Here is a 24,750-nt window from a genome sequence, read left to right as displayed (position 1 = left end):
CGTGCTGTTGGAGCCGAGAATGCCTGTTGAGCGCCAGTCGCGCGTGTTGAGTGCCGGCGGGGTCAGCTGCGGCGGCGGAGGGTGAGGAGCAGGGCGCCCAGGCCGAGGCCCGAGACCAGGAGCTCGACCCCCTTCCCGAGCAGGACCGCCGGGGTGAGCCCGTCGCGCAGCGGGACGTCCGTCACCATGGCGCCGGCCTCGAACGCCGGGATCGTGTCGAGCGTGGATCCGTCCGGAGCGAGCACCGCGCTCGTGCCGACGGTCGACACGTTGACCAGGGCGCGTCCCGTCTCCAGTGCGCGGATCCGGGCGATGGCCAGCTGCTGCAGGTTCTCGTCCGTCTGCCCGAAGTCGGCGTTGTTCGTCTGCGCGAAGAGCACCTGCGCCCCATCCCGCACGCTCTCGGCGATCAGGGCGTCGTCCACGATGTCGAAGCAGATGTCGAGCCCCACCCGCACGCCGCCCACCTCCACGATGGGATCCGTCGTGCCCGGCGTGTACTCGCGCTGAATGAGGCCGATCAGGGAGGGCGCGAACGGCTCCCAAAAGGCGCGGTCTGGCACGTACTCGCCGAAGGGGACGGGGTGCCGCTTGTCGTACAGATCGACGGCTCCCTCGCCGTTCTCCCACAGGAGCGAGGTGTTGAAGATCCGTCCGTCGCGCTCGGTGATGGTGCCCGTGATGAGCGGAGCGTCGGCGGCATCCGTGACGTCGTCGAGGATCCGGGCCGCCGGGCCTGACTCGAGAGGATTGAGGTCGCTGGCCGCCTCCGGCCACAGCAGGACGTCGACGTCCTCCCCGGCGATCGGCAGGGTCGCGGCGACATGCCCGTCCAGGATCTGCCCCTGGTAGTCGCGGGTGTCGAAATAGCCGGAGGGCGTGTTCCCCTGCACTGCGCCCACCCGCAGGGTGCCGGCGTCGGCCGTCGACCAGGCCGGGACCGCGAGGACGGCGGCGACGGCGGTCGCCATGAGCAGGAGGGCCCGTCGCGGCCAGGATCGGTCCCCTCCGGGCGCCGAGCGGCGCGGGCGGGAGAACCACAGCTCCAGGGCGAGCGCGGTCAGCCACACCATCACGAAGCTCACGCCCGAGATGCCGAGCCAGGAGAACAGCGGCGCGAGCGGGCTCTCCGACTGCGACATCGCCACCCGGCCCCACGAGAAGCCGCCGTAGGGCCAGACGGCGCTGATCGCCTCGCGTGCGGTCCAGAGACCCGCGATCACCACGGGGAGCAGCCCGACCCGGCCGAGGAGCGACGGCCACAGCCGCGGCAGCCGCGCGTAGGCGAGGGCGATGAGCGCGCTGCCCAGGGCGACGAACAGGGCCTGCAGCGTCGACAGCGCCAGCCAGGGCACCTCGCCGAGGAACAGCGTCGCCCACTCGATGTGCACGAGGTAGAACGCGAGCCCGAACACGAGACCCACGAGGAGCGCGGCGCCCGGCCGACGGCCGCGCAGCGCGACCAGCACGAGAGCGACCGCGGGGAAGGCGAGCGGCCAGACGCCGGCGTCCGGGAACGCGCCGTCCAGCAGGAGCCCGGCGAGCAGCGCGACGAGGAGGGCGCCCCACAGCGGCAGCGGCGGACGGACCACCGGGCGCGCCGGGACCGGCCGCCGGACCCGGGGACCGGCGACGGGAGGAGCGGTGCGGGTCTCAGCTGACACTGGAGTACGCGACGATGCCGCGCCGGATCGCGTCGATCGCCTGCCGCGCGGTGCGGCCCTGGCGCCCGTCCGCGACCTCCGAGATCTGGTCGAGCAGGTCGATCGTCTGCTTCGCCCAGCGCACGAAGTCGCCGGCCTGCAGCTCGGCGTCGCGCAGCACCTGGTCCAGGGGGCCGCCACGGGCCCACTTGTGCATGGCGATGACGAGCCCGATCGAGGGAGGGTTCGACCCCGGCAGCTGGTGGTCCCGCTCGACGTCGTCGAGCCGGGCCCAGATGTCCTGGAGGCGCGTGAGCGCCGAGCGGAACGGACCGCGCGGGAGCCAGCGCTCGGAGATCTCCGCCTCCTCGCGCCGCGGCTCGAACACGAGAGTCGTCGCCAGCGCGGCGAAGGCGGCGGCGTCGAGCTCGCTCCACACGCCGCGGCGCAGGGTCTCGGCGACGAGGAGGTCCCGCTCGCCGTAGATCCGCTTGAGCATCACGCCGTTCCCGGTGAGGACGATGCGCCCGTCGGGGTCGAGCTTGAGGTAGCCCTCCTCGAGCAGGACGTCCGTGACCCGGTCGAACACCTTGGCGACGGCACCGGTGCGATTCGCGATCTGCTGCCGCAGCCCGTCCGTCTGCCGCTTGAGGCGCCACCACCGCTCGGCCCAGCGGGACAGCTCCTCCCGGCGGGGCGACGAGTGCCCGGGGTGGGTGCGGAGGCGCTTGCGCAGCTCCGCGAGCCGCCGCTGGTGCTTCTCCTGCTGGGCCCGCGTCCGGTCCCGGTTCTGCGATCCGGCGCGCTCGAGGTCGCTGATCTCCCGGCGGATGGAGGCGTACTCGGTGAAGTCGCCGCTCTGCCCCGACTCGTCCTGCATGGCCCGCTCGTAGCCCGCCAGCGACTCCTCCTGCTGGCGCACCTTGCGGGCGAGGTCGACGACCGCCCGGTCGGCCTGGAACTGGGCGAAGCTGGACTCGAGGATCTCGCGCGTGCGCTCCCGGCCGAACTGCTCGATGAGGTTGACGGCCATGTTGTAGGTGGGCCGGAAGCTCGAGTTCAGCGGGTAGCTGCGGCGGGAGGCGAGGGCGGCGACCGCCTGGGGCTCCATCCCTTCGGTCCACTGGATGACGGAGTGGCCCTCCACGTCGATGCCGCGCCGCCCGGCGCGACCCGTCAGCTGGGTGTACTCCCCCGGCGTGATCGGCACGCGCGCCTCGCCGTTGAACTTCTCGAGCTTCTCCAGCACGACCGTGCGTGCCGGCATGTTGATACCCAGGGCCAGCGTCTCGGTCGCGAACACGACCTTCAGGAGCTTCTTCTGGAACAGCTCCTCGATGACCTCCTTGAACGCGGGCAGCAGGCCCGCGTGGTGGGCGGCGACTCCCCGCTCGAGACCCTCGAGCCACTCCCAGTAGCCGAGGACCGCGAGATCCTCGTCGCGCAGCGTCCGGCAGCGCTCCTCGGTGATCTGCCGGATCTCCTCGCGCTCCCAGCTCTCGGTGAGGCGGACCCCGTCGCGCAGCACCGAGCGGACGGCGGCGTCGCATCCCGCCCGGGAGAAGATGAAGAAGATCGCCGGCAGGAGGTTGCGCTCGTCGAGCATCCGGATGAGGTCGGAGCGCTCCATCCGGCCCATCTCGAAGCGGCCGCCCCGAACGTGTCCCCGGCCCCGGTCCCGCACCTCGCGCACACCCTGCATCCGCCCGCCGTAGCGCGCGAGCTGCACGAGCTCGGGATTCACCCGGTTGGTCGCCGCGAGTCCCGACGAGTCGAACAGGTCGACGAGCCGGTTCCGGACGAGGACGTGCTGCTCGAGCGGCACCGGCCGCTCCTCGGAGACGATCACGTCGGTGTCGCCGCGCACGGCCTGGAGCCAGTCGCCGAACTCCTCGGCGTTGGAGACGGTGGCGCTGAGCGACACGAGCCGCGCGGACTGCGGAAGGTGGATGATGACCTCCTCCCACACCGCTCCGCGGAACCGGTCGGCCAGGTAGTGCACCTCGTCCATGACCACGAAGGCCAGGTCCACGAGGAGGTCGGAGTCCGCGTAGAGCATGTTGCGGAGCACCTCGGTCGTCATGACGACGACCCGGGCGCGAGGATTCACGTTGGTGTCGCCGGTGAGGAGTCCGACGTTCTCGGCGCCGTAGTCCTCGACGAGCTCGTTGAACTTCTGGTTGGACAGGGCCTTGATCGGCGCGGTGTAGAAGACCTTCGCGTACGGCTCCTGCATCGCGAGGTAGACCGCGAACTCCGCGACGAGCGTCTTGCCCGCCCCGGTGGGCGCCGCGACGAGGACGCCCCTGCCCTCCTCGAGCGCCTCGCACGCCCGCACCTGGAACGGGTCCAGGTCGAACTTCTGCTGAGCGCGGAACGCGTCGAGCAGGGGGTAGCGGCGCTTCCGGCGGGATGCGGCGAACCGCTCTGCGGGTGATAGCTCGGCGGTCATCGGTCCCCTCCCCGATTCACGAGGCGTACTCGGCGGTCAGTGCGGCGGTCTTCCGAGCGACGCGGCGGTCGTGCAGGATGGCAATCCCCGCGGCCGCCATGTAGAGCAGCGCCATCGGGATGGCGAGCAGGAACATCGAGATCACATCGGCGGCCGGCGTCGCGATCGCGGTGAACAGGGTGATGGTGAGGATGGCGACCCGCCAGCTCTTGAGGATGCTGATCCCCTGCAGGACGCCGGCGAAGTTGAGCAGCACGAGGAAGACCGGGAGCACGAAGGCCACGCCCACCACGACGATGAGCTTGAGCACGAAATCGAGGTAGTCGCCCGCGCTGAGGAAGACGGAGTCCTCGGCGGGAGCGAACCCGACCATGAGCTCGACGATGTGCGGCCAGACGTACCAGCCGGTGAAGCAGCCCGCGAAGAACAGCGGCACCGCGGCGAAGAAGAACCCGAAGCCGTACTGCCGCTCCTTGCGCGTCAGGCCGGGGACGATGAACGCCCAGATCTGATACAGCCACACCGGGGCCGAGAGGACGAGCCCCACGGTGAACGCGATGCGCAGCTTGAGGTCGAAGGCCTGGGTGATGTTCGTGTAGTTGATGCTCGCGTCGTGATGCTCCGCGACGGCGAGCATCGGCGTGCGGAGCAGGTCCCAGACCCAGTCCGACAGCAGGTAACCGGCGACCATGCCGACGACCAGCGCGACGACCGAGAGGATGAGACGCCGGCGCAGCTCCACCAGGTGCTCGCCGAGCGACATCCGCCGGTCGGGGTCGACATCCCGCCTTGAGCGGGCCATCGGGCTACTGCTTCGGCGTAGACGGCGGCGCGTCCGCTGCCTTCGGCGCCGGCTCTACGGCTGCGACCGGCGGAGCCTCGGCACGGAGCGCCTCCGGCTCACGCGTGTCGGTGTCCGCCTTGTCGGTCTTGATCTCCTGCTTGAAGATCTTCATGGACTGGCCGATGCTCCTCGCCAGGGCCGGGAGCTTGGGGGCGCCGAAGAGCAGGAGCACGATCGCCAGGACGGCGATCAGGTGCCATCCGGTGAACGCGTTGCCGAAGATTCCCATGGGAAAGTCCTCTTTCTCAGATCGGCGGTCACGAGGAGTTTACCCCTGGCCAATCGACGTTCTCGGCGCTCCCGCTTGCGGTCTGCCCTGAGTTCGGCGAGGAGGCGATGCGCCTCGCGCACCTCCGCCCGGTCGCGGAGGACCGCTGGCGTGAAGTGGTACGGGGACACCTCCTCGCTCGCCGCGTCGAGGAGCTCGAGCTTGCCGGCCAGCTCGCCGAGCGCATCCATCGCGACCATCGCCTTCTTGAACAGCCACCAGGCGAAGAAGGCGAGCATGCCGAGGAGGGCGAGGACGAGGAGCGTCCAGATCAGCACCCATGACCACCACGGCATACGCCGAGTCTAGGGTCCTCCCTGAGGCGTCGGCTCAGGACCGGCGTACGCGGCCAGTCCGGCTCGGGCCCAGTCGGCCACGACCGTGCGCGCCTCGGGTGGCTCCAGCACGCGGACCATCCCCGAGAGGCGGGTGGCGAGCCGCTTGAGCCCGTGGTAGTGCCCGACGCGGAGGGTGGCCTCGACGACGCCGGGACGCGTGCCCGGGCGTGTGCGGGTGCCCTCGGGCAGGTAGTCGCCGAGCAGGGGCAGGGCCGCCTCCGCGACCTCGACCACGACCGTCAGGTCCGCCGCGGAGGTCTCGAACAGGGCGTCGGAGAGCGCGACCTCGTCGGCGCCGCGGCTGACCGGCCGGTTCGTCGAGCTGAGCCGGGTGATCCGGTCGAGCCGGAACGTGCGGACCGCCTCGCGACCGTGGTCCCAGGCACGGAGGTACCAGCTCTCGTCGTCGGAGTCGAGGCGCAGCGGGTCCACGGTCCGGCGGACGGTGGAGCCCTGAGCGTCGCGGTAGTCGAACTCCACCTGCCGGCGGGCGACGAGCGCGTCCCGGAGCACGGGCAGGGCGGCGTCGACGCGCGCCTGGGCGACGACCACCGGGCTCGGCGGCGCCGAGGCGCCCCGGGCCAGCTTGTTCATCAGCGAGGTGAGCGCCGCCCGGTCCGCGTTCTCGGGGAGCGACGACAGGTACTGGAGGCCTGCGAGGAGAGCGGCCGCTTCCCGAGCGGAGAAGCGCGGCGCCTCGTCGATCGCGACCGAGTGCGTGAGGACGATCCGGTCGTTGTCCTCGAACTCGTCCCAGTTGATGTCGAACAGGTCGCCGGGAAGGTACGCCGCGCTGTCGCCGGGGAGGCCGGACACCGCGATCAGCTGGACCGCCTGCCGCATCTCGTCCTCGGTCACCCCGAAGTGCGCGGCGGCATCCGCGACGCTCACGTCCTCGTGATCGATGAGGTACGGGACCAGGGACAGCAGGAACGCGAGCTTGTCCTGCGCCTGGAGCGGGCGGGCGCTCATCGGGTCGCGCCCTCGTGGTCGGCGACGACGCGGCGGAGGCGCTGGACGACCCGGTCCCGCAGATGCTGGGGCTCGAGGACGACGACCTCCGGCCCGTAGGAGGCGAGCTCGTCCGCCATGAGATTCGAGTCCGAGTAGTTGAGTAGCAGCTCGCCGGGCGCCGGCTGCTCCGCCGCGCGGCGCTCCAGCCGGGTCTCCGCGTCCGAGCCGGGGGCGACGCGGATGCGGACGCGGCCGCCCGCGAGGATGCGGTCGAGGTCGGCGAGGGCGGCCTCCGCCACGTCCTCCTCAGGCGGCGTGAACGCCGTGCGCGTCGTCGTCACCTTGCCGACGATCCTGCTCAGCAGGAAGGTGCGCCGCTCCTGGCGGTTCCGGTCGAACGACGCGAGGTGCCACCGGCCCTCGTGCTTGACGAGCGCGAGCGGCTCGACGGTCCGCTCGGTCGGCTCGGACTCCCCCGGCTTCAGGTACGGGAACCGGACGACGAGGTGCCGCTCGATCGCGGCCCGCAGCGGCTCGAACGCGGGCTCGCGGACGCGGATCCGGGGCGCGTACCCGATCGTCGGGTCGTCCGCGTCGACGCCGAGCGACCGCAGCTTGAGGAGAGCGCGGTGCGACTCGCTGGAGAGCGAGCCCTCCCGCCACACCTCGGCGGCGAGGTTGAGCAGGGTCGTCTCCTGCGGCGTGAACGTCACGTCCGCCGGCAGGTCGTAGGCGCCCTTCCGGATGCGGTACCGGAGGTTCTGGTTGTTGCCGGCCTCGGCGGGGGTCTCCAGCGTCTCGAGCGGGACGCCGAGCTCCCGGATGTCGTCCTTGTCCCGCTCGAACTGCCGCTCGAGGCTCGCGTTGTCGCCGCCCGGCACGTACCGATGGCGGTAGCCCTGCACCGAGGAGAGGATCTCGCTCTTGGTCAGGCCGTGCTCGGTCGCCACGAGGGCGAGCACCAGGCTGAAGAGCCGCTCCTCGACGGGGACCGCTTCGGTCGGCACCGAGGGCCTACTCGACGATCCCGAGGATGTCGATGACGAAGACCAGCGTGGAGTCGGCCGGGATGCTGCCCGTCGCCTGGTCGCCGTAGCCCTGATCGGGCGGGATGACCGCGAGCACCTGGTCGCCGACCCGCTTCCCGGTGACCGCGGAGAGGAACCCCGGGATCGCCTCGCCCTCGTTCAGGGCGATGGTGATCGGGGCGCCGTTCTCCCAGCTGGAGTCGAACACCTCGCCGGTGTCCCAGAGGACCCCGGTGTAGTTGACGAGGACCGAGTCGCCCTCCGCGACCTTCTCGCCGTTGCCGGCGATCAGGGTCGACACGCGCAGCTTCTCGGGAGCGGCGGCCTGCGGCACCGTGATGCCCGGACGGCCGTCGGGGGCGAGCACGACGGACGGCATGCCCGCCTGCGCGACCTGCGCCGTGCCCTGCGCGCGGCCGAGGTACGCGTCCTTGAAGTCGACGACGACGACGAGAGAGTCCTCGGCGGTGAGCCCGGCGGGACGGTTCTCGTCGCTGAAGGCCTCATCGCCCGGCATGACGACGGCGACGCGGCTGCCGACCTCGGCGCACTGCAGGCCCTTCTTGAGGCCCTCGATCGGCAGGCGGTCGATCACGAAGGACGACGGGAGTCCTGCGCCGTAGTCGGACTGGTCGAGCAGCTCGCCCGTGGAGCCGTTGAAGATGCTGAGGTAGCCGGCCACGTACTGGTCGCCGCGGATGGGCTCGCCCTCACCCCGGATGACCGTGCTCGCCTGCGTGGTGCCGGGAAGGAGCGGCGTCGGGAAGCTGACGGTCGGCTGGCTGAGCACCGCTCCGCTCGCCTTCACCGCGTCGGAGGCGTTGCCGGGGCGCGCCTCCGGACGGCACTCGGCGGCGCCGGAGGGGCCGACGTAGCAGGCGGAGAGGCCGCCGAGCAGGCTGGCGGCCACGAGAAGGGCGGATGCCGCGCGCGGAAGTCGTCTGTTCATCGTCAGGAGCCGTCCAGAAGTGCCGGGGGCCGGGATCGGCCGCCGCTCAGTCTAGTGGCCGCCCTCCCTCGCCTCGGGCGGAGCAGCGTCGGCCGCGTCGCCGTCCTCGGCAGCCCCTGAGGACCCGCGGGCGAGCGATGCGGCGGCGCCCGCCTTCGCCTCCCGGACCTTCCGGCGCAGGGCCTTCGCGCTCGAGTTCCGCTCGCCGAGGGCGCCGGGAGTCCAGAGCTCCACGTCCTCCTCGCCGTACTCGGTCTTCGACGCGCGCCGTTTGAGCGCCGGAAGGACGGCTCCGGGCGCGAGCCGGCGTGCCGTGAGGAGGAACCCGGTGTGGGCGACCATGCGATGGTCCGGCCGCACCGCGAGCCCCTCCACGTGCCATCCGCGCACGAGCGTCTCGCTCGACTCCGGCTCGGTGAAGACGCCCGAGTCCCGGATCGCCTCCGCGACCCGGGAGAGCTGGGTGGCCGTCGCGATGTAGCAGAGGAGGGACCCGCCCGGGGTGAGGGCGTCGGCCACGACATCGATGCACTCCCACGGCGCGAGCATGTCGAGCACGACCCGGTCGACGGACCCGGCAGGCGCCGCGGCGGGGAGCTCCTCGACGAGGTCGCCGAGGACGATGCGCCAGTTCTGCGGCTCCTCGCCGAGGAATCCCACGACGTTGCCCGCCGCCACGTCCGCGAACTCCTCGCGCCGCTCGAAGGAGAGCAGCGACCCCGTCGGACCGATCGCCCGGAGCAGCCAGAGGCTGAGGGCACCGCTGCCGACGCCCGCCTCCACCACCGATGCCCCGGGGAAGATGTCGGCCTGAGCCAGGATCTGGGCCGCGTCCTTCGGGTACACGATCGCCGCGCCGCGCGGCATCGACATCACGTAGTCGGCGAGCCGCGGCCGGAGCGCGAGGTACTCCACTCCCCCGGAGTTCGCGACGACCGAGCCGTCGGGCAGCCCGAGGAGCGCGTCGTGGTCGAGCACGCCGCGGTGGGAGTGGAACTGCTTGCCCGGGGTGAGCGTGATGGTGTTGAGGCGCCCCTTCGGACCGGTGAGCTGCACCCGGTCCCCCTGCTGGAACGGTCCGGAGAAGACGCTCACGAGGCCAGCTCCTCCTCGACCTCGGTGTCCCGCGGGACGAGGGCGGCGAGGTCGGCGATGTGCCGGCCGGCGAGAGTGGGCCAGACGACGTAGCCGGTCCCCGGAGGCAGGTCGACCGTGTGCGGCACGCCGACGGCCGAGGCGCCGGCGGTGACGGCGGACGCGAGCCCCGGCGGGGAGTCCTCGATGGCGACCGACAGGTCGGGGCGGACTCCGAGCTGCTCCATCGCCCGGAGGTAGGGCTCCGGATGCGGCTTCGGCTGGTCCACGTCGCTCCCGGTCACGATCACGTCGAAGATGGGGCCGTCGCGGCGCGCGGCCGCGGCCACCTGCTCGGCCATGGGCCTCATCGACATCGTCACGAGGGCCGTCGGCACGCCGGCTTCCCGCAGCTCGGCGAGCAGCTCGCGCGCGCCGGGCCGCCATGGGACCTCGCGCGCCAGCCGTCCCATCACCTCCGCCTGCAGGTAGTCGATGATGCGGGCGGTGTCCCACGGGACGCCCTTCGCCTGCAGCATCTCCGCGGACACCCACAGGCTCATGCCGACCTGCGCGAGCCCGTCCTCGGCCCGCCACCGCCCGCCGAACGACGTGACCAGCTTCTCCTCGGCCTGCTGCCAGAACGGCTCCGTGTCGACGAGGGTGCCGTCCATGTCCCAGAGGACGGCGGCGGGCAGGTCGGTACGCATAACGCGCCAGTGTACGGAGCGACCGCGCGCCCACCGGAATCGGCTGACGGCGAACGGGTGCCGCGCGCCCCCGTCGCCGGGAAGGAGGAGTCCTATCCTTGATCAAGCCCGCGCGCGGGCGGAGAGGCAGGGCACGTGGCGGACGAGCGACGGTTCAGCGACGGACGGATCCTCGTCGTCGCGTTCGAGGGCTGGAACGACGCGGGCGAGGCGGCCTCCGGGGCCGTCACGGTGCTGCGCGACTCCCTCGGCCTCGCCCCGGTGCACGAGGTGGACCCGGAGCAGTACTTCGACTACCAGTTCACCCGCCCGGTCGTCTACGTGGACGACGACGGTCGGAGGCGCCTGCGCTGGCCGCACGCCACCATGTACGGCCCGCCGAGCGAGGAGCAGCTGCCGCCCGAGGTGGAGGCCGAGCTGCCGTCGACCTCGCTGGAGCGCGTCGACAACGTCTTCGTGCTGCTCGGCAGCGAGCCCTCCCGCAGCTGGAAGAACTTCGCGGCCGAGATCCTCGACGCCGCTCTCGTGCACGACATCAGCGGCATCATCGTGGTCGGGGCGATGCTCGCCGACGTCCCGCACACCCGGCCCATCTCGATCTGGGCGTCGAGCGAGGATGCGGACCTCCGCGACGAGCTGGGGCTCGAGCGCAGCACGTACGAGGGACCGGTCGGCATCCTGTCGGTGATCGCCGACGTCGCGGAGGTGGTCGGCATCCCGACCATCTCGATCTGGGCCTCCGTCCCGCACTACGTGCACAACGCCCCGTCGCCCAAGGCGACCCTCGCCCTGGTGAAGCGCCTCGAGGAGGTGCTCGAGATCCCCGTTCCGCACGGCGACCTGGAGGAGGAGTCGAGCGCCTGGGAGTCCGGCATCGACGCGATCGCCGGCGAGGACGAGGACATGGCGGCCTACATCGAGCAGCTCGAGCAGGCTCGTGACACCGTGGACTCGCCGGAGGCGAGCGGCGAGGCGATCGCCAAGGAGTTCGAGCGGTACCTGCGCCGCCGCGGCGACGGCCGCGACGGCTGGCCCGACGCGCGCGACCGGCCCCAGTCCTGAGGCTCAAGGGCCCGCCTCGAGTCAGTCGGGAAGGTCCTTCTTGAGCCGGCGGGTCGGCGGGTCGACGATGTCGTCCCACTCGTGGTGCTTCGCCAGGTAGGCCTGCACGAACGGGCAGACCGGCACGATCCTCTTCCCGCGTGAGCGGACGTCGTCGAGAGCGGTCCGGATCAGCATGCTGCCGAGTCCGTGGCCCTCGAACCGGTCGTCGACGACCGTGTGCGTGAACACGACCTGCTCGCCGTGCGGCAGGAAGTGCGCCACCCCGGCGAACTCCCCCTCCAGGGTCAGGACGTACCGATCCCGATCCTCCTCGAGACGGACGTCGGTCGTGCTCTCGCTCACGGGTGTCCTCCCTGCTCCCGGGGCCGCAGCCGGACGGTGGGCAGCTCCGGCGCCGGCAGGACCTTCTGCCACACGTCGGGGAACGCGCCGTACGGCCCGTCCCGCTCCCCCGCCTCCGCAGCGGCGATCTGTGCCTGCCAGCGCTCCCGATGCTCGACGATCTCCTCGTGGGTGCGCGCCACGAAGTTCCACCACATGACGATCGGCTCCCCGAGCGGAGCGCCGCCGAGCAGGAGAAGGCGGGCGTCCTCCGCCGCGGACAGCGTGAGGGTCGTCGCTCCCGGAGCCCGGTACAGCAGCTGGGATCGCGTCCCGGGCACCCCGTCGACCGCGACCGTCCCCTCGTCGATCAGCACCCCGTGCTCGAACTCCACGCTCGTCGGCAGCGTCACCGTCCCGCCGGCGGAAAGCAGCACCTCGGCGCCCAGCAGCGGCGTCCACGTCTCGACGGGCGAGCGCTCCCCCGCGAGCTCGCCGAGGAACACCCGGACGCTCGCGTCCCCGATCGAGAACTGCGGAGCGGTGTAGTTCTGGAACGCTCGTGCGCCGCTGCGCCGCGCGTCCGGCAGGGCCACCCACAGCTGCGCCCCCTGTAGCCTCCTGGTCCCGGGCGTCGAGTACTCGGAGTGGGCGATCCCGTAGCCGGCGGTCATCAGGTTCACCTCGCCCGGGCGGATGACGCGCCGAGTGCCGAGCGTGTCCCGATGCTCGATCTGGCCCTCGAAGAGCCACGTCACCGTCTGGAGCCCGGTGTGCGGATGCCCGGGCACCCGCATGCCGCCGCTGACGGAGACGTCGTCCGGACCGTAAGAGTCGAGGAAGCACCAGGCGCCGATGAGGGAGCGCTTCCGCTGCGGGAGCGTCCGGCGCACCGACATGGCCCGCGGCCCGCCGAGCGGGACGTCGCGCGGTTCGAGGACCTCGACCCTCGCGGCGGCGGCCACGGCGTCGCAGTCCAGCAGCGCCGGGTCCCGCTCGAGGTTGGTCACGCCCACATCCTCGCACCGCCCGCCGCCAGGCACGGCGTCAGCGGACTCACGGAGAAGATCCGGACGCACTCCCGAGCCCGCTACGGCTGCAGGACCCCCGTCGACAGCAGCACGATGATGGCGATGCCGAGCGCGATCCGGTACACCACGAAGGGCAGGAACGACCGCTTCGAGATGTAGCTGAGGAAGAACGCGATCACGGCCAGGCCGACGACGAACGCGACTCCCGTCGCGAGCGCCGTCTCGAGCGGGCCGAACACCTCCGGTGCGCACGTCCCCGCCGCCTCGCCGGCGGCCGAGCAGGGCTCCGCGATCGACTTGTACAGCTGGTAGAACCCGCTGCCGAAGACGGCCGGCAGCGCGAGAAGGAAGGCGTAGCGGGCGGCCGCGCGGCGCTGGTAGCCCAGAAAGAGTCCCGCCGTGATCGTGCCGCCCGAGCGGGAGACCCCGGGGATGAGCGCGAGGGCCTGCGCGAAGCCGTAGACGATGCCGTGCGGGACCGTCAGGTTCGTGAGCCGGAGCTCCTTCCTGCCCACCCAGTCCGCGATCCCGAGGAGGATGCCGAACCCGATCAGCGTGAACGCGACGACCCACAGGGAGCGGAAGGTCGTCTCGATGTCGTCCTCGAAGAGCAGGCCGAGCGCGACGATCGGGACCGAGCCGACGATGATCAGCCACCCCATCCGGGCGTCCGGGTCGCTGCGGGGGACGACGGGGCGCCCGAGCCGGTCCTTCCGGCCGAGAACCGAGAGGAACCAGCGCGACACGATGCGGGCGATGTCGTGCCAGAAGTAGACGAGGACGGCCGTCTCGGTGCCGATCTGGGTGATCGCGGTGAACGCCGCGCCCGGGTCCTGCGCGCCCGGCAGGAACTCCCCGACGATGCGGAGATGGGCGCTCGAGGAGATCGGCAGGAACTCCGTCAGACCCTGCACCAAGCCGAGCAGGAGCGCCTCGAAGAGCGGCATGTGGCCTCCGTCATCGCGAGCGAGCAGGAGGTCCCCTGCTCCTGCCACCCTACCCGCCGGGCCTCCGGGGCCCCGTCGCGGCGTCGGCAGGTCGCCGACCCTGCAACCCCTTGAGGACGGCGCTCGTTCCGGCGTACGTTCCGATCAAGCGCGGGTCGCAGGACCTCCTGCGGCCCTGACCCGAGGAGGAGATGCTGATGACAACTGCACGCGACATCATGACGTCCGACGTCGAGTGTGTCGGGGAGAACGACGACCTCGTCACCGCCGCCCGCAAGATGCGGGACCTCAACGTCGGAGCCCTGCCGATCTGCGGTGAGGACGACAAGCTGCACGGCATGCTCACCGACCGCGACATCGTGGTGAAGTGCATCGCCGAGGGCGGAGACCCCGCCAGCACGAAGGCCGGCTCGCTCGGTGAGGGCAAGCCGATCACCATCGGCGCGGACGACGACCTCGACGAGGCGATCCGCACCATGCGCCAGTACCAGGTCCGCCGTCTCCCGGTCATCGACGGGCACCGGCTGGTGGGCATGGTCGCCCAGGCCGACATCGCGAAGGCCCTTCCTCCCGAGAAGGTCGGCGACCTCCTCGAGGACATCTCCTCGTAGCCCCGCGCGTCTGAGCGGGCTCCCTCCACTCCTCCCGGGGAGGGCGCCCGCATCAGGCGTTCCGTGCTGCGAGCGCAGCGTCCCGCTCGAGTCCTGCCTCAGCACTCCAGGAGGAGGTCGGTGAGCACCCGGTGCCCGAACTCCAGGGACGAGATCGGGACGCGCTCGTCGACGCCGTGGAACATCGCCGGGAAGTCGAGGGACTCGGGCAGCAGCAGCGGCGCGAACCCGTAGCCTCGGATGCCGAACTTCGACAGCGCCTTGTTGTCGGTTCCGCCCGACATCAGGTAGGGCAGGACCGTCGCCCCGGGGTCGTGACGCCCGAGGAGCCCGATCATCGTGTCGACGAGGGGACCCTCGAACGGCGTCTCCAGACCGACGTCCGCGTGGACGATGTCGACCTCGATGTCCTCCCCCACCAGTTCGCGGACCTCGGCGAGGGTCTGCTCCTCCTCGCCCGGCAGGCAGCGGATGTCGACGAGGGCGGTCGCCTCCTCCGGGATGACGTTGTGCTTGTAGCCGGCGCTCAGCACGGTCGGATTGGTCGTGGTCCGCAGCGTGCCGAGCAGGAACCCCGAGGCCGTGCCGGTCCGCAGGATGAGCTCGTCCGGCCCCACACGCTCGGGGTCGACGCCGAGGATCCGTGCGACCGCGGCGAGCAGTCCCTCCGTGGTGCGCGTGAGCCGGATCGGCCAGTCGCGGCGGCCGAGGGTGACGACGGCCTCCGCCAGCCGGGTCACCGAGTTGTTCCGGATGAGCCGGGACCCGTGCGCGGACGGCGACCGCGCCGTGAGCCTCACCCAGACGAGCGCCTTCTCCCCCGTCTGGAGGAGGTACGAGCGCTGACCGCCGAAGGTGACCGAGTAGCCGCCGACCTCGCTGACGGCTTCCGTGGCGCCGGCGAAGAGGTCGGGGTGGTTGTCGACGAGCCAGTGAGAGCCGAGCACCCCGCCCGCCTCCTCGTCCGCGAAGAACGCGACCACGAGGTCCCGTGCCGGACGTCGTCCGGACGCGAGCAGGTCGCCGAGGGCGGTGACCATCATCGCGTCCATGTCCTTCATGTCGACGGCGCCGCGGCCCCACAGCATCCCGTCGCGGACCTCGCCGCCGAACGGGTCGGCACTCCAGTGCCGAGGATCGGCGGGCACGACATCGGTGTGCCCGTGCAGGACGAGAGCGGGACGGGAGGGAGCTGCGCCCTCGACCCGGGCGACGACGGACACCCGCCCGGGCTCGGGCTCGAACAGGCGCGGGGACAGGCCCATGCGCGCGAGCCGCGCCTCCAGGTACTCGGCGGCCTCGGTCTCCCCCTCCGAGCGCCCCTCGCCCCAGTTGACGGTGTTGAAGCGGAGCAGGTCACGGGCGACGGCCGCGACCTCGGGCAGCTCCTCGGCCGGAGTCGTCATGCGCTCCACGGTACCGTCGTCCCGGTCCCGCCCCGCGCGGCGCCCGGGTGAGGACCCCCGGCGCGAGGCGCGGGGATCAGGACGAGGGGAACGCGAGCCGATACCTCGGAGCCTCCCCGGAGTCCCCGATCGCATTCGGCGCCTGGCTCAGCGGCATGAGCCGATCGACGCCGGGGAACCCGGTCCGCTGGTCTGCGTCCTCGCCCTCGGCGGCGGCCAGGAGGAACGGCCCTTGAAAGCGGCTCGTGGAGCCGTCCGGCAGCGATCGCCGCCCGGCGCCCCGCTCGAGCAGGACACTCCCCGCGAACCCGGGCTCGGCGGGTATCCGCAGCCGCTCCCGGCGTCGCGGATGCTCGTGGGACTCGAGCGTCGCGGGCCAGTCCGGCGCGTGCACGATGACGTCCAGGAAGCCGGACGACGGCGCCTGCTCGACGGTGAACCGCACCGCTCCGCCCCCGACGCGGTCGGCCTCGACCCGGATGCGCCAGTCGCCGGCGTCCGTCGGGATGCCGAGCGTCCCCGGTCGCACGATCTGGATCTCCAGCGTTCCGGACGGTGCGTCGTAGCTGAGGGACCCGTCCTGCGCCTCCACCAGCCCGAGGGCCCCGCGCATGGTGCAGCACCACCGGGCGTCGGGGTGGATCGGCTGGATGACGGGATCGGCCTCCGTCGCGACGGAGTCGAGGCCGAAGCTGCCGTCCGAGCGCTGCGCGAACCCGAGGCCGTTGAGCTCGATGAGCTCGGCGTCCGCGAGGTAGTGCTGCTGCCCGGTGAGCCGCCAGAGGGCCAGGGCGAGCCCCAGGGAGTCGGCGATCGCGCAGGGCTCGGTCCAGGAGTCCGGGCGCTCGAACCAGTTCCACGTCGCGAAGTTCAGGGTGCGGCCGTGGTGCGCGTAGCTCGCGTAGACACCGGCCGCGAGGTCGGCCGAGGCGGGGTCCCCGGTCTCCTCGGCGAACTGCGCGAGGTTCCGGCCTGCGGCGAGCACCGCGTGGAGCTGGGCGCGCTGCTCGCGCACATCAATGCTCGCCAGAAGATCCCGGAGCTGCTCGATCGCCTCGCGGATGTCGTCCCGACCGGTCGTGAGGAAGGCGGGGACGAGTCCGTTCAGCGCGAGGAGGACGCACCAGGTGTCGCTCGACAGGAGCCACCCGTCCTTCTCCACGGTCAGGGTGCCCGACGGTGCTCCGGCTTCCTCCACCCGGCGATGGCGGGGGTATGAGCCGAGGCGCGCGAGCGCGGGCAGCATCAGGTTGTCGACGATCCGCACGGCCGCCGCTTCCGCCTCTCGGTCGCCGGTCACGGCGAAGTACTGCAGGAGGCCCGACACCACCCAGCCCTGGCAGGCCAGCTGCTGCTCGTCGACGACGTCCCCGAGCTCCCGCCCGAAGTACCCCTGCGCATTGACGGCTCCGAGCATCGCGGCGAAGAGGGACCGCGACCGCTCCTCCGTGGGATAGCCGCTCCGCCACAGGCGCGTCAGGGACAGCAGCAGGCGGCCCGCGACATCCCCTGGCCAATCGCTGCTGATGCTCTCCTCGATCACGGGTGCCACGGCGTAGTCGGCCGCCAGGAGCCGATGGAACGACGCATCCAGAGCGGCGTCCGACCCGACGTCCAGGAACGACACCGCGGCGGGCTGCATCTTCACATCGGTCATCTGCTGTCCTGTCTCGAAATACCGAAGCTTCTCGGAATGGCGATCCCGCCGGCCGCTCGGCTGCGTCGCGCCGAGAGGAGTGCTCCGTCGGCACCTTGGATATCCTCCCAACCGGTCGGCTCCCCCAGGGCACCGACGGCACGAGGCGCGGTCTGCGTCGTGCTAGTCTCTTTCCTCGGCGATCGAAGGTCGCTCACTCGTCCGGGTGGCGGAAATGGCAGACGCGCTAGCTTGAGGTGCTAGTGCCCGTATAGGGCGTGGGGGTTCAAGTCCCCCCTCGGACACACTGGTTGAGACCGTAGGAAAGGCCCCGCTTCGGCGGGGCCTTTCGCTTTGGCACGGCGGCCGCCCGTTCCTCAGGCCCGTTCGACGACTGGGGCGAGACTCGATGCCGCACGCCCGTCAGTTCCTCTGTCGCGCGCCCATCACCTGGACCGCGTGCGTCAGCGTCATCAGCAGGACCCCGCCGACCACGTTTCCTGCGCCTGCGACAAGGAGGTTGAGGCCGATGTCCCCGAACGAGACGCTCGCGCCGAACCAATGCCCCATCAGAAGGTGGAGCACCGAGACGACCACGTGGTCGAAGGGTCCGAGTGCGAGCAGGATCCCGACGAGGTAGGCGAGCATTGCGCGCGCCCCCACTCCCTCCGCCGCATGCAGCAGGAAGGACAGGAGCGTGATGAGGGCGCCGGCGGCGACGCCCCGGAAGAGCGTCGCCCATCCGCTCTTCGCCGCGATCTCCTCTGCAACGCTCACGAGCGCCTCAGGAGCCCCGACTGGCAGGGCCTGCGGAACCACGAACACGGCCGCCATGACCGCGCCCCCGAGCAGGTTGAAGAGCAGGACGAGTGCCCACAACCGCAGGAGCGCCAGCCACCGATCGAGTCGTCGCTCCTCCAGGGCGGCGGCCACAGGGTCGAAGAAGTTCTCCGAGAACAGCTCGGTCCGCCCGACGACGAGGAACACGAGGCCGGTGCCGAAGGCGAGCGCCCCGACGAGTGAGGCGGGGCCGGGACCGAGAGCGGGGCTGGTGTACGCCTCCGCGATCCCGAGAGCGACGACGCCGAAGACGATGGTGATCCCCGCGATGAAGCCGTTCGACATCTGCTCGAGGGGAGGCATGCTCAATCGGCGGTCGCCCTCGGACTTCGCGCGATCGTAGATCTCCGTGGTCTCGGGGATCGAACTCATGCGTCCAGGCAAGCACCCGTCGGGCGCCCTGCCGAGGGCTTCCCTTGATGGGTCTGCTCGCGTAGGGGGGAGCTGCGCCCGTGCAAGGGGGCTGGGGTGGAGCAGCGATCCGGAGTGGATCAGGATGGGGTGTGGGTCGCATGCCCTGCGGCCCTCTCCTGAGGGACGATGGCACCGTGAGCTCCTCGCCGAACGCCCACGTGCCGAGCTGGATGCTGGACGAGCTGGCAGCGGCCGGACGTGAGAACCTCGACGCGGTCCACGTCTCCCGGTATGACGAAAAGGAGCCTTGGCCCGCGGAGGAAGAGGTCCGCCTCGCCGAGGGGCTCGGGCTCTCACCGGATTCGGTCGTGGTGGATCTGGGCGCCGGCACCGGGCAGTTCGCGCTCGCCGCGGCTCCTCGCTTCCGCCGAGTGGTCGCCGTCGACGTGTCGGAGGTCATGCTCGAGGTCCTGCGGCGCAAGGTCGACCAGGCGCGGCACGACAACGTCGAGGTCGAGTTGGGCGGGTTCCTGACCTACCGCCACCGGAGGGACGCGGCGGACCTCGTCTACTCGCGCTACGCGCTCCACCACCTGCCGGACTTCTGGAAGGCGCTGGCGCTGCGCAACATCCACTCGATGCTGCGCCCGGGCGGGGTCCTCCGGCTCTGGGACATCGTCTACAGCTTCGAGCCGGCGGCGGCGGAGGAGAGGCTCGAGGCCTGGTGCTCCACCTTGGACGACGCCTCGGGTTTCTCCGAGTGGGTCCGTGCCGACATCGAGGAGCACATCCGAGACGAGCACTCCACCTTCAGCTGGGTGCTCGAGCCCATGCTCGCGCGCGCCGGATTCGCCGTCGAGGAGGCGGAGTACTCCGAGGACCGGATCTTCGCCAAGTACGTCCTCCGGCGGGCATGACTCCCCTCGGATCGCGCCGGGGCGGACCTCTGGCGCGTTCACACCCTGCCGTCTCTGCGGACGCGTAACTTGTGGGCATGGTCGGCGAACTCGTGTCGCTCTCCCCGCTGCAGGCGCTCGGCATCCCCGTCGCCCTGCTCGGCGCGGTGTTCCTCGCCGTCGGGGCCCAGCTCCAGCACGGCGGCGTCGCGAAGGTGGAGGCGGCCAGCCGCCACACCGCACGGACCGGGATGCGCGTCGGACAGCTCTGGGCCCTCGCGAGTCGTCCCTCCTGGCTGATCGGCACGCTGCTGCTCGGGTGCGCCATCGTGCTGCAGCTGTTCAGCCTGTTCCTCGCGCCCCTGACCGTCGTGCAGCCGCTGGGGGCACTCGCCCTCGTCATCACGGCGCTCCTGAACGCACGAGCGACGAAGACCCGGCTCAGCAGGGAGTCCATCCGGGCGATGCTGCTCTGCGTCGGTGGCATCGCCGCCTTCGTGGGGATCGCCGCGGTCACGACGACGTCCGTGCCCATCGACACGGACCAGCTCGTCATCGTGCTGGTCATCCTCGCCGCCGTGCTGGCGCTCCTCGGTGTGGGGTTCGTCCTCCTCCGCAAGAGGTCCCCGACGATCTTCTACATCATCGCCAGCGGCGTCCTCTTCGGGTTCGTCGCGACGCTCGCGAAGGTGGTGATCACCCGCGTGCAGACCATCGTGCTCAACGGCTTCGAGCTCCAGCCCGGAGACGGCCTCACGATCCTCGTCGTCGTCGCGGTCATCGTCGCCGCGCTCGGCGGCTCATACCTCGTCCAGACCGCCTACTCGTCCGGCCCGCCCGACCTCGTCGTCGCAGGGCTCACCGTGATCGACCCGCTCGTCGGGGTCACCCTCGGCATCGTCGTGCTCGGCGAAGCCACCGCTGCGCCGCCGTGGGCCGCGGTCGCCTTCGTCGTTGCCGGCGCCGTCGCCGTTCTCGGGGTGGTCCAGCTCTCCCGCCGAAAGGAGCACCTCGTGACAACACCGCAGGGGCGCTGACCGGAGACCGAGCCGGAGCCCGTCCTCGCAGCCCCGACCATCCCTCGGGCTCGGCGGGGCAGGTTTCCGCGGCGGCACGGCCGCTGCGGTGACGCCCACGTGACATCCGAGTGACGGGCCCGTGACGGCCCCGCGAGCAGACTCGTGCCGCTTCGGAGAGTCAGCGGAGGTGGCCCATGAGCGGCTTCGAGACGGAGAACGGCATCGGACCCGCCGACACGCTGCTGCTGTCACCATTCTCCGCGCCAGAGGTCGAGACCGAGGCGCCGACCACGTGGGAGGTCCCCGTCGCCGGCGCCCTGGAGACACCGTTCTCGGAGGCGCTCGCCTCCGCCGGGGAGGAGGAGCTCGAGGCGCAGGCGGTGACCGCACTGACGTCGGAGCTCGAGGATGAGGAGTTCACCGAGGCGGTCGCGGCGCTGATAGACGAGGCGGCCGGCCGTCATCTCCGGTCGACCGGCACCTGGAGCCACGAGGCGAACGGCGGCCGGCTCGCGGCAGCCGAGGTCGAGCAGTGGCTCGAGACGCTCGCCGCCGAGGCGGATTACCGCCTTGCGCAGTTCGAGGAGCACTTCGCGGACCGGCCGGTGGACGCGGTGTCCGAGCTCGAGCTCGAGTCGATGGCGGGCGCCACCGCGTCGTACGAGGGCGTCGAGGGCCTGGTCGATGCGCAGGAGCAGTTCCTGGGCAAGCTGGTGCGCAAGGCCGCGAACGTCGTGAAGGGCGCCGCCAAGCTGGTCAAGCGCGGCGTCGCCGCGGTCGGCAAGCTCCTGCCGGTCGGCCGGGTGTTCGCCCTCCTCCGCAAGCTCGTGCGTCCTCTCCTCCAGCGCGTCCTGGCCAAGGCGATCGGGAAGCTCCCGCCGGCCCTGCAGCCCGCCGCGCGGCAGCTGGCCGGCCGTCTGCCCGGAGCTGCGGAGGCGGCCGAGGAGCAGGAGGACGAGGCGGCCGGCCTGACCGAGCAGTTCGACACGGCCCTCGCGGAGGCGCTGCTCGCACCGAGCGAGGCCGGCGCAAGTGCTCCGCTCGCTCAGCTGGAGGCCGAGGCCGCCGCGGTCCGGGACGGCGGATTCGAGCTCGAGGCCCTGGACGACGCGCGCCAGCGGCTCTCGCGGCAGCTCAGCGAGGCGGAGGCCGGCAGCGATCCCACGGCGGAGATGGAGCAGTTCATCCCCGTGGTCATGGCCGCGATGCCGCTCGTCAAGCTCGGGGTCAAGGTCATCGGCCGTCAGAAGATCATCGGCTTCATCGCGAAGCTCCTCGCACAGCTGATCAAGCCGATGGTGGGTCCCCAGATCGCGCAGCCGCTCTCGCAGCACGTGGCCGACGCGGGCCTCCGGCTGCTCGGGCTGGAGGCGGAGTCCCGCGACCTCGTCGGCGCTGAGGCGCTCGTCGCGGCGGCCGAGGACACGATCCGCGAGGTCCTGTCGCTGCCCGAGGCGTCGCTCCAGCAGGAGCTGCTGCTCGAGGCCGCGGTGCAGGACGCCTTCGAGGAGGCCGCAATCCGCCACTTCCCCGAGCAGGTCCTGCGGACGGGCCTGAGCGGCGGCGAGGACGAGCGCGGCATCTGGGTTCCGATGCCCCGGGGAGCCGGCGCCCGCCGGCGGTACCGCATGTACAGCAGGGTGCGGCCCGTGACGATCAACCGGCTGACGGCGCGTTCCGTCGTCTTCCGCGAGGGCGACACCCTGGAGGAGCGGCTGCTCGACGAGGGGTTCACCTCCTGGCCCGTCACGGCGGAGGTGACCACCTACGAGCTCCTGCCCGGCGGCGAGCTGGGTCACGTGGCCGCGTTCGAGGCCTCCGACGAAGCGCTCGCGGACGCCACCCTCCAGTTCGCCGAGCTGGAGGACGAGGGCCTGCTGCCCGGAATGCCGCCCAGAGGACGGGCGCTCGGACGGTCCGCCATGGGACGGCCCGGCATCGGGCGGCGCTACGTGAGGGTGCGGGTGGCGGGACGGCCGATCCGGCGCCGCAGGCGCTTCGCCCTCCGCCTCGATCTCACCGGCGCCGCTCCCCAGCTGATGGTCTCCCTGCTGGTGAGCGAGCGGCTGGCCCACATCCTCGCCGGGGAGCTGACGCGGCGCCGGCACGCGGTCGTCGTCGCCGCCGTGCGGCGTCTCATCGGGCCGGCCTGGCAGCGGGCTCTCGCGGTGCGCATCGGGCGGATGCTCGCCCGGCGCGGCATCACCCTGCCCGAGGGCGGCAGCGTGAAGCTCGCCGCGCAGATCGCCGCGGCCCTCGAGCGGGTCGTCGCCGCGCGGCTCCCGGAGGCCGCCGCGACACTCGCCACTGCCGCCAAGGACCCCGCTTCGGGAATCACGCTCACATTCGCCTTCCCGTTCGCGGACCGCAGTGCGCTGATCGCCGCGACGCCGGGCGAGCCGACTCTCACCATCCGTCCCGGCGCGCGCCGTGTCTGACGCAGAGTCCCGGCAGACGCTGGCCGAGCTGACCCACTGGCGACTCGCCGCGGAGGCGCTCGCCGACCTCGACGCGGTCGCCGCCCCCGAGGCGTGGGCCGGACTGGAGGTGTATCTGCAGCAGAGCGTGCGGGACCGCCTGGCCGCCGTCGTCGCGGCGCTCGGAGTCGAGGCCCGGGCCCTCGAGAATCGCGCGGCCGCGGGTGCGTCTCCGGAGTCCGTCCGTTCAGGCGTGCTGCGCCTTCGCCGGCGGTACCTGCAGGCCGAGACGGTGCTCGACTTCTACGGCGACGCCGTGAACACCCGCACCAACCCCACCCTCCGGGCGCTGTTGCGCGGATTCGACACCCTCGCGGGCGACTCCATGGCCGCGTCGCTGCGGCCCCTCGGCATCTCGTCTCCGCCCGCCCTCACGTACGTCGACAAGGGGTTGGGCGCCTCGATCCTGCGTGCCGGGATCCGCCTATGGGATGCGGCCCACCCCTCCCCTGCCGCCGCCATCAAGCTGACCCGTCACAACCTGTCGTTCCCTACCGCCCTGCTGCACGAGACCGGGCACCAGGTGGGACACCTGTCGGGCTGGAACGGCGAGCTCGCCGAAGCCCTGTACACCGTGCTGGCGCCCCGCTCCCCGCAGCTGGCGACGCTGTGGCGGTCCTGGGCCGGAGAGGTGGCCGCCGACGTGCACGCCTTCGCCCAGGCGGGCTGGGTGCCGGTCTCCGCACTCGCGAACGTCGTGGACGGTCCTTCCGCAGCCGTGTTCCGGATCCGCCTCGGCGACCCTCACCCCTTCGCCTGGATCCGGGTCCAGTTCAACGTGGCGCTGTGCCGGCGCTGGTTCGGATCCGGCCCGTGGGACGACGTGGGAGCTGCGTGGATGCGGCGCCACCCCCCGAGCGACGCGGATCCCGCGATCGCATCGGTCGCGGCGACCAGCCTCGAGGCGCTCGACCAGATCGTCGATGTCTGCACCCGGCGACCGATGCAGGCATTCGGTGGCCGGTCCCTCGCCGCCGTGCTCGACCCGCAGCGTGTGCACCCCGAGGCGCTGCGCGATCTCGAGAGGCAGGCGGGCGGATCGCTGCTGACGTCGTCGTACCTGCGCCGCCGCGACTCACTCCGCATCCTCGCCGTGCTCGCGTCGAGGACCGTCACCGATCCCGCGCATGCGGCCGAGCATCGCGCCCGCTTCCGGGCGTGGATCTCCGACCTCGGCGCCGACTCCAGTGTCCGCCCCGCGCTCGCGGCGTAGGGCGGCGACCCTTGAAAAGGGAGGAACAGCGATGAACGACAACGCCGAGCACCAGGGGAACGGGCAGCAGGCGCCCGGGCAGCTCGACGAGCAGCAGGTGCTCGCGAAGATCGCCGAGCTGAGCACCTCCATCCATGAGCTCGCCATGCGCCTTCCTCCCCTGCTTCCAGGGGACGGCGCGGCCGACCAGCCGAGCGGCAGGATGGCGGCGGTCGCCAGGGACGACTCGGAGGAGGAACGACGGCGGCTCGAGCGGCAACGCGTCGACTTCGCCTACAGGAGCCTCGGCGCGCTCATGGGGCGCAATCCGGCTGCTCGGGGCTTCGACCTCAGCATCTTCGCGGCCAGGTGGGACGACGACGAGATCGAGCTCATCAGGCTCCCCGCGCTGGTCGACCGTGTCGAGGTGCACGCCCCGGCCTTCACCACGAAGGAGGGCCGGTCGCTTCCCGCCTTCCGGCGATCACTCAAGGTCCTGAGGGACGCCCCGTCGAAGAAGGACCAGTCGGACCGCAAGCGGCCGGCCCGGGTCCGTCTCGAGCGGCACGAGGAGCTGGTCAGCGAGCGCCCCATCGACGTCCTCATCGGGCTCGATCAGACGGGTCAGCGCGTCGCGCTCGGTCCGCGTCTCGCGCCGTCCTCGCAGTACATCTACGCCAGCTGAAGGAGACCTA

General features: G+C 71.7%; 23 protein-coding genes and 1 tRNA gene. 8 read left to right on the top strand and 16 right to left on the bottom strand.

The genetic code is table 11. From position 1 onward, the window contains the following. Window positions 1–62: 62 nt before the first annotated feature. From lnt to J3P30_RS13960, 10 genes are read right to left on the bottom strand one after another with little or no spacing between them, the layout of a single operon-like run. On the bottom strand, window positions 63–1,664 hold the full coding sequence (lnt, locus tag J3P30_RS14005; protein WP_210481618.1) for an apolipoprotein N-acyltransferase: 1,602 nt from the start codon (window positions 1,662–1,664) through the stop codon (window positions 63–65). Then, complete coding sequence (locus J3P30_RS14000; protein WP_210481617.1) at window positions 1,654–4,095, bottom strand: RNA helicase; 2,442 nt, start codon at window positions 4,093–4,095, stop codon at window positions 1,654–1,656. The genes lnt and J3P30_RS14000 overlap by 11 nt, the downstream gene beginning before the upstream one ends. A gap of 16 nt (window positions 4,096–4,111) precedes the next feature. Continuing rightward, entirely contained in the window at window positions 4,112–4,858 is a 747-nt protein-coding gene (gene tatC / locus J3P30_RS13995) for a twin-arginine translocase subunit TatC (protein WP_210482016.1), read from the bottom strand. Window positions 4,859–4,901: 43 nt separating this feature from the next. Next, the gene (gene tatA / locus J3P30_RS13990) at window positions 4,902–5,168 is read right to left on the bottom strand and encodes a twin-arginine translocase TatA/TatE family subunit (RefSeq protein ID WP_210481616.1); all 267 of its coding nucleotides are present in this window, start codon (window positions 5,166–5,168) and stop codon (window positions 4,902–4,904) included. After that, window positions 5,129–5,503, bottom strand: coding sequence for a hypothetical protein (locus tag J3P30_RS13985; RefSeq protein ID WP_210481615.1), 375 nt, complete (start codon window positions 5,501–5,503; stop codon window positions 5,129–5,131). The genes tatA and J3P30_RS13985 overlap by 40 nt, the downstream gene beginning before the upstream one ends. 9 nt (window positions 5,504–5,512) lie before the next feature. Further along, window positions 5,513–6,517, bottom strand: coding sequence for a YafY family protein (locus tag J3P30_RS13980; protein WP_210481614.1), 1,005 nt, complete (start codon window positions 6,515–6,517; stop codon window positions 5,513–5,515). Beyond that, entirely contained in the window at window positions 6,514–7,506 is a 993-nt protein-coding gene (locus J3P30_RS13975) for a YafY family protein (RefSeq protein WP_210481613.1), read from the bottom strand. The genes J3P30_RS13980 and J3P30_RS13975 overlap by 4 nt, the downstream gene beginning before the upstream one ends. A 7-nt stretch (window positions 7,507–7,513) precedes the next feature. Further along, complete coding sequence (locus J3P30_RS13970) at window positions 7,514–8,476, bottom strand: FKBP-type peptidyl-prolyl cis-trans isomerase (protein ID WP_210481612.1); 963 nt, start codon at window positions 8,474–8,476, stop codon at window positions 7,514–7,516. Between the two features lie 51 nt (window positions 8,477–8,527). Then, the gene (locus J3P30_RS13965) at window positions 8,528–9,571 is read right to left on the bottom strand and encodes a tRNA (adenine-N1)-methyltransferase (RefSeq protein WP_210481611.1); all 1,044 of its coding nucleotides are present in this window, start codon (window positions 9,569–9,571) and stop codon (window positions 8,528–8,530) included. Next, window positions 9,568–10,260 carry an HAD family phosphatase gene (locus J3P30_RS13960; protein WP_210481610.1) on the bottom strand — a complete coding sequence of 231 codons (693 nt, stop codon included), beginning with the start codon at window positions 10,258–10,260 and terminating at the stop codon, window positions 9,568–9,570. The genes J3P30_RS13965 and J3P30_RS13960 overlap by 4 nt, the downstream gene beginning before the upstream one ends. Window positions 10,261–10,395: 135 nt before the next feature. On the opposite strand from J3P30_RS13960, the gene J3P30_RS13955 reads away from it, so the two are divergent. Then, window positions 10,396–11,322 (top strand): PAC2 family protein, encoded by a 927-nt coding sequence (locus J3P30_RS13955; protein WP_210481609.1) that lies wholly within the window; start codon window positions 10,396–10,398, stop codon window positions 11,320–11,322. Between the two features lie 21 nt (window positions 11,323–11,343). Here J3P30_RS13955 and J3P30_RS13950 read toward each other — a convergent pair whose 3' ends face one another. The 3 genes from J3P30_RS13950 to J3P30_RS13940 form a co-directional block, all read right to left on the bottom strand. Next, window positions 11,344–11,667, bottom strand: a complete 324-nt coding sequence (locus J3P30_RS13950; protein WP_210481608.1) for a GNAT family N-acetyltransferase — start codon at window positions 11,665–11,667, stop codon at window positions 11,344–11,346. After that, window positions 11,664–12,656: a pirin family protein gene (locus tag J3P30_RS13945; protein ID WP_210481607.1), complete on the bottom strand. Its 993-nt coding sequence runs from the start codon at window positions 12,654–12,656 to the stop codon at window positions 11,664–11,666. The genes J3P30_RS13950 and J3P30_RS13945 overlap by 4 nt, the downstream gene beginning before the upstream one ends. 80 nt (window positions 12,657–12,736) lie before the next feature. After that, window positions 12,737–13,624, bottom strand: a complete 888-nt coding sequence (locus J3P30_RS13940) for an undecaprenyl-diphosphate phosphatase (RefSeq protein ID WP_210481606.1) — start codon at window positions 13,622–13,624, stop codon at window positions 12,737–12,739. A 197-nt stretch (window positions 13,625–13,821) separates the two neighbouring features. Between J3P30_RS13940 and J3P30_RS13935 the strand changes: the two genes are divergently transcribed. Continuing rightward, complete coding sequence (locus tag J3P30_RS13935; protein WP_210481605.1) at window positions 13,822–14,235, top strand: CBS domain-containing protein; 414 nt, start codon at window positions 13,822–13,824, stop codon at window positions 14,233–14,235. A 98-nt stretch (window positions 14,236–14,333) separates the two neighbouring features. Here the strand turns inward: J3P30_RS13935 and J3P30_RS13930 are convergent, their stop codons facing one another. After that, window positions 14,334–15,641, bottom strand: coding sequence for a M20/M25/M40 family metallo-hydrolase (locus J3P30_RS13930; RefSeq protein ID WP_210481604.1), 1,308 nt, complete (start codon window positions 15,639–15,641; stop codon window positions 14,334–14,336). A 76-nt stretch (window positions 15,642–15,717) separates the two neighbouring features. Further along, complete coding sequence (locus tag J3P30_RS13925; RefSeq protein ID WP_210481603.1) at window positions 15,718–17,298, bottom strand: hypothetical protein; 1,581 nt, start codon at window positions 17,296–17,298, stop codon at window positions 15,718–15,720. A 199-nt stretch (window positions 17,299–17,497) separates the two neighbouring features. On the opposite strand from J3P30_RS13925, the gene J3P30_RS13920 reads away from it, so the two are divergent. Then, window positions 17,498–17,582 (top strand) — tRNA-Leu (locus J3P30_RS13920). Window positions 17,583–17,700: 118 nt separating this feature from the next. On the opposite strand, the gene J3P30_RS13915 is transcribed toward J3P30_RS13920, so the two are convergent. Continuing rightward, window positions 17,701–18,489, bottom strand: a complete 789-nt coding sequence (locus J3P30_RS13915; protein ID WP_210481602.1) for a formate/nitrite transporter family protein — start codon at window positions 18,487–18,489, stop codon at window positions 17,701–17,703. Window positions 18,490–18,665: 176 nt separating this feature from the next. Here J3P30_RS13915 and J3P30_RS13910 point away from each other — a divergent pair, with 176 nt between their 5' ends. The 5 genes from J3P30_RS13910 to J3P30_RS13890 all read left to right on the top strand — a co-directional run bounded on the left by J3P30_RS13910 (window position 18,666) and on the right by J3P30_RS13890 (window position 24,740). After that, the gene (locus tag J3P30_RS13910) at window positions 18,666–19,388 is read left to right on the top strand and encodes a class I SAM-dependent methyltransferase (protein WP_210481601.1); all 723 of its coding nucleotides are present in this window, start codon (window positions 18,666–18,668) and stop codon (window positions 19,386–19,388) included. A gap of 77 nt (window positions 19,389–19,465) precedes the next feature. After that, a complete protein-coding gene (locus J3P30_RS13905; RefSeq protein WP_210481600.1) occupies window positions 19,466–20,404 on the top strand; it encodes a multidrug DMT transporter permease in 939 nt (312 codons plus the stop codon). A 176-nt stretch (window positions 20,405–20,580) separates the two neighbouring features. Further along, window positions 20,581–22,824: a hypothetical protein gene (locus J3P30_RS13900; RefSeq protein ID WP_210481599.1), complete on the top strand. Its 2,244-nt coding sequence runs from the start codon at window positions 20,581–20,583 to the stop codon at window positions 22,822–22,824. Further along, window positions 22,817–24,076, top strand: coding sequence for a hypothetical protein (locus tag J3P30_RS13895; RefSeq protein WP_210481598.1), 1,260 nt, complete (start codon window positions 22,817–22,819; stop codon window positions 24,074–24,076). The genes J3P30_RS13900 and J3P30_RS13895 overlap by 8 nt, the downstream gene beginning before the upstream one ends. 31 nt (window positions 24,077–24,107) lie before the next feature. After that, the gene (locus J3P30_RS13890; RefSeq protein ID WP_210481597.1) at window positions 24,108–24,740 is read left to right on the top strand and encodes a hypothetical protein; all 633 of its coding nucleotides are present in this window, start codon (window positions 24,108–24,110) and stop codon (window positions 24,738–24,740) included. The last annotated feature ends 10 nt before the right edge of the window (window positions 24,741–24,750 follow it).

The sequence above is a fragment of the Naasia sp. SYSU D00948 genome (genome assembly GCF_017916515.1).
In the GTDB taxonomy this organism is placed as follows: domain Bacteria; phylum Actinomycetota; class Actinomycetes; order Actinomycetales; family Microbacteriaceae; genus Naasia.
This window is presented reverse-complemented; position numbering and strand designations above follow the sequence as displayed.

What these genes read in the sequence shown, in the direction of transcription:
- J3P30_RS13930 (WP_210481604.1), bottom strand. Translation starts at nt 15,641, where the DNA reads ATGACGACTCCGGCCGAGGAGCTGCCCGAGGTCGCGGCCGTCGCCCGT.
- J3P30_RS13980 (WP_210481614.1), bottom strand. Translation starts at nt 6,517, where the DNA reads ATGAGCGCCCGCCCGCTCCAGGCGCAGGACAAGCTCGCGTTCCTGCTG.
- J3P30_RS13935 (WP_210481605.1), top strand. Translation starts at nt 13,822, where the DNA reads ATGACAACTGCACGCGACATCATGACGTCCGACGTCGAGTGTGTCGGG.
- J3P30_RS14000 (WP_210481617.1), bottom strand. Translation starts at nt 4,095, where the DNA reads ATGACCGCCGAGCTATCACCCGCAGAGCGGTTCGCCGCATCCCGCCGG.
- J3P30_RS13905 (WP_210481600.1), top strand. Translation starts at nt 19,466, where the DNA reads ATGGTCGGCGAACTCGTGTCGCTCTCCCCGCTGCAGGCGCTCGGCATC.
- J3P30_RS13915 (WP_210481602.1), bottom strand. Translation starts at nt 18,489, where the DNA reads ATGAGTTCGATCCCCGAGACCACGGAGATCTACGATCGCGCGAAGTCC.
- J3P30_RS13900 (WP_210481599.1), top strand. Translation starts at nt 20,581, where the DNA reads ATGAGCGGCTTCGAGACGGAGAACGGCATCGGACCCGCCGACACGCTG.
- J3P30_RS13960 (WP_210481610.1), bottom strand. Translation starts at nt 10,260, where the DNA reads ATGCGTACCGACCTGCCCGCCGCCGTCCTCTGGGACATGGACGGCACC.
- J3P30_RS13970 (WP_210481612.1), bottom strand. Translation starts at nt 8,476, where the DNA reads ATGAACAGACGACTTCCGCGCGCGGCATCCGCCCTTCTCGTGGCCGCC.
- J3P30_RS13985 (WP_210481615.1), bottom strand. Translation starts at nt 5,503, where the DNA reads ATGCCGTGGTGGTCATGGGTGCTGATCTGGACGCTCCTCGTCCTCGCC.
- J3P30_RS13925 (WP_210481603.1), bottom strand. Translation starts at nt 17,298, where the DNA reads ATGACCGATGTGAAGATGCAGCCCGCCGCGGTGTCGTTCCTGGACGTC.
- J3P30_RS13940 (WP_210481606.1), bottom strand. Translation starts at nt 13,624, where the DNA reads ATGCCGCTCTTCGAGGCGCTCCTGCTCGGCTTGGTGCAGGGTCTGACG.
- J3P30_RS13890 (WP_210481597.1), top strand. Translation starts at nt 24,108, where the DNA reads ATGAACGACAACGCCGAGCACCAGGGGAACGGGCAGCAGGCGCCCGGG.
- tatA (WP_210481616.1), bottom strand. Translation starts at nt 5,168, where the DNA reads ATGGGAATCTTCGGCAACGCGTTCACCGGATGGCACCTGATCGCCGTC.
- tatC (WP_210482016.1), bottom strand. Translation starts at nt 4,858, where the DNA reads ATGTCGCTCGGCGAGCACCTGGTGGAGCTGCGCCGGCGTCTCATCCTC.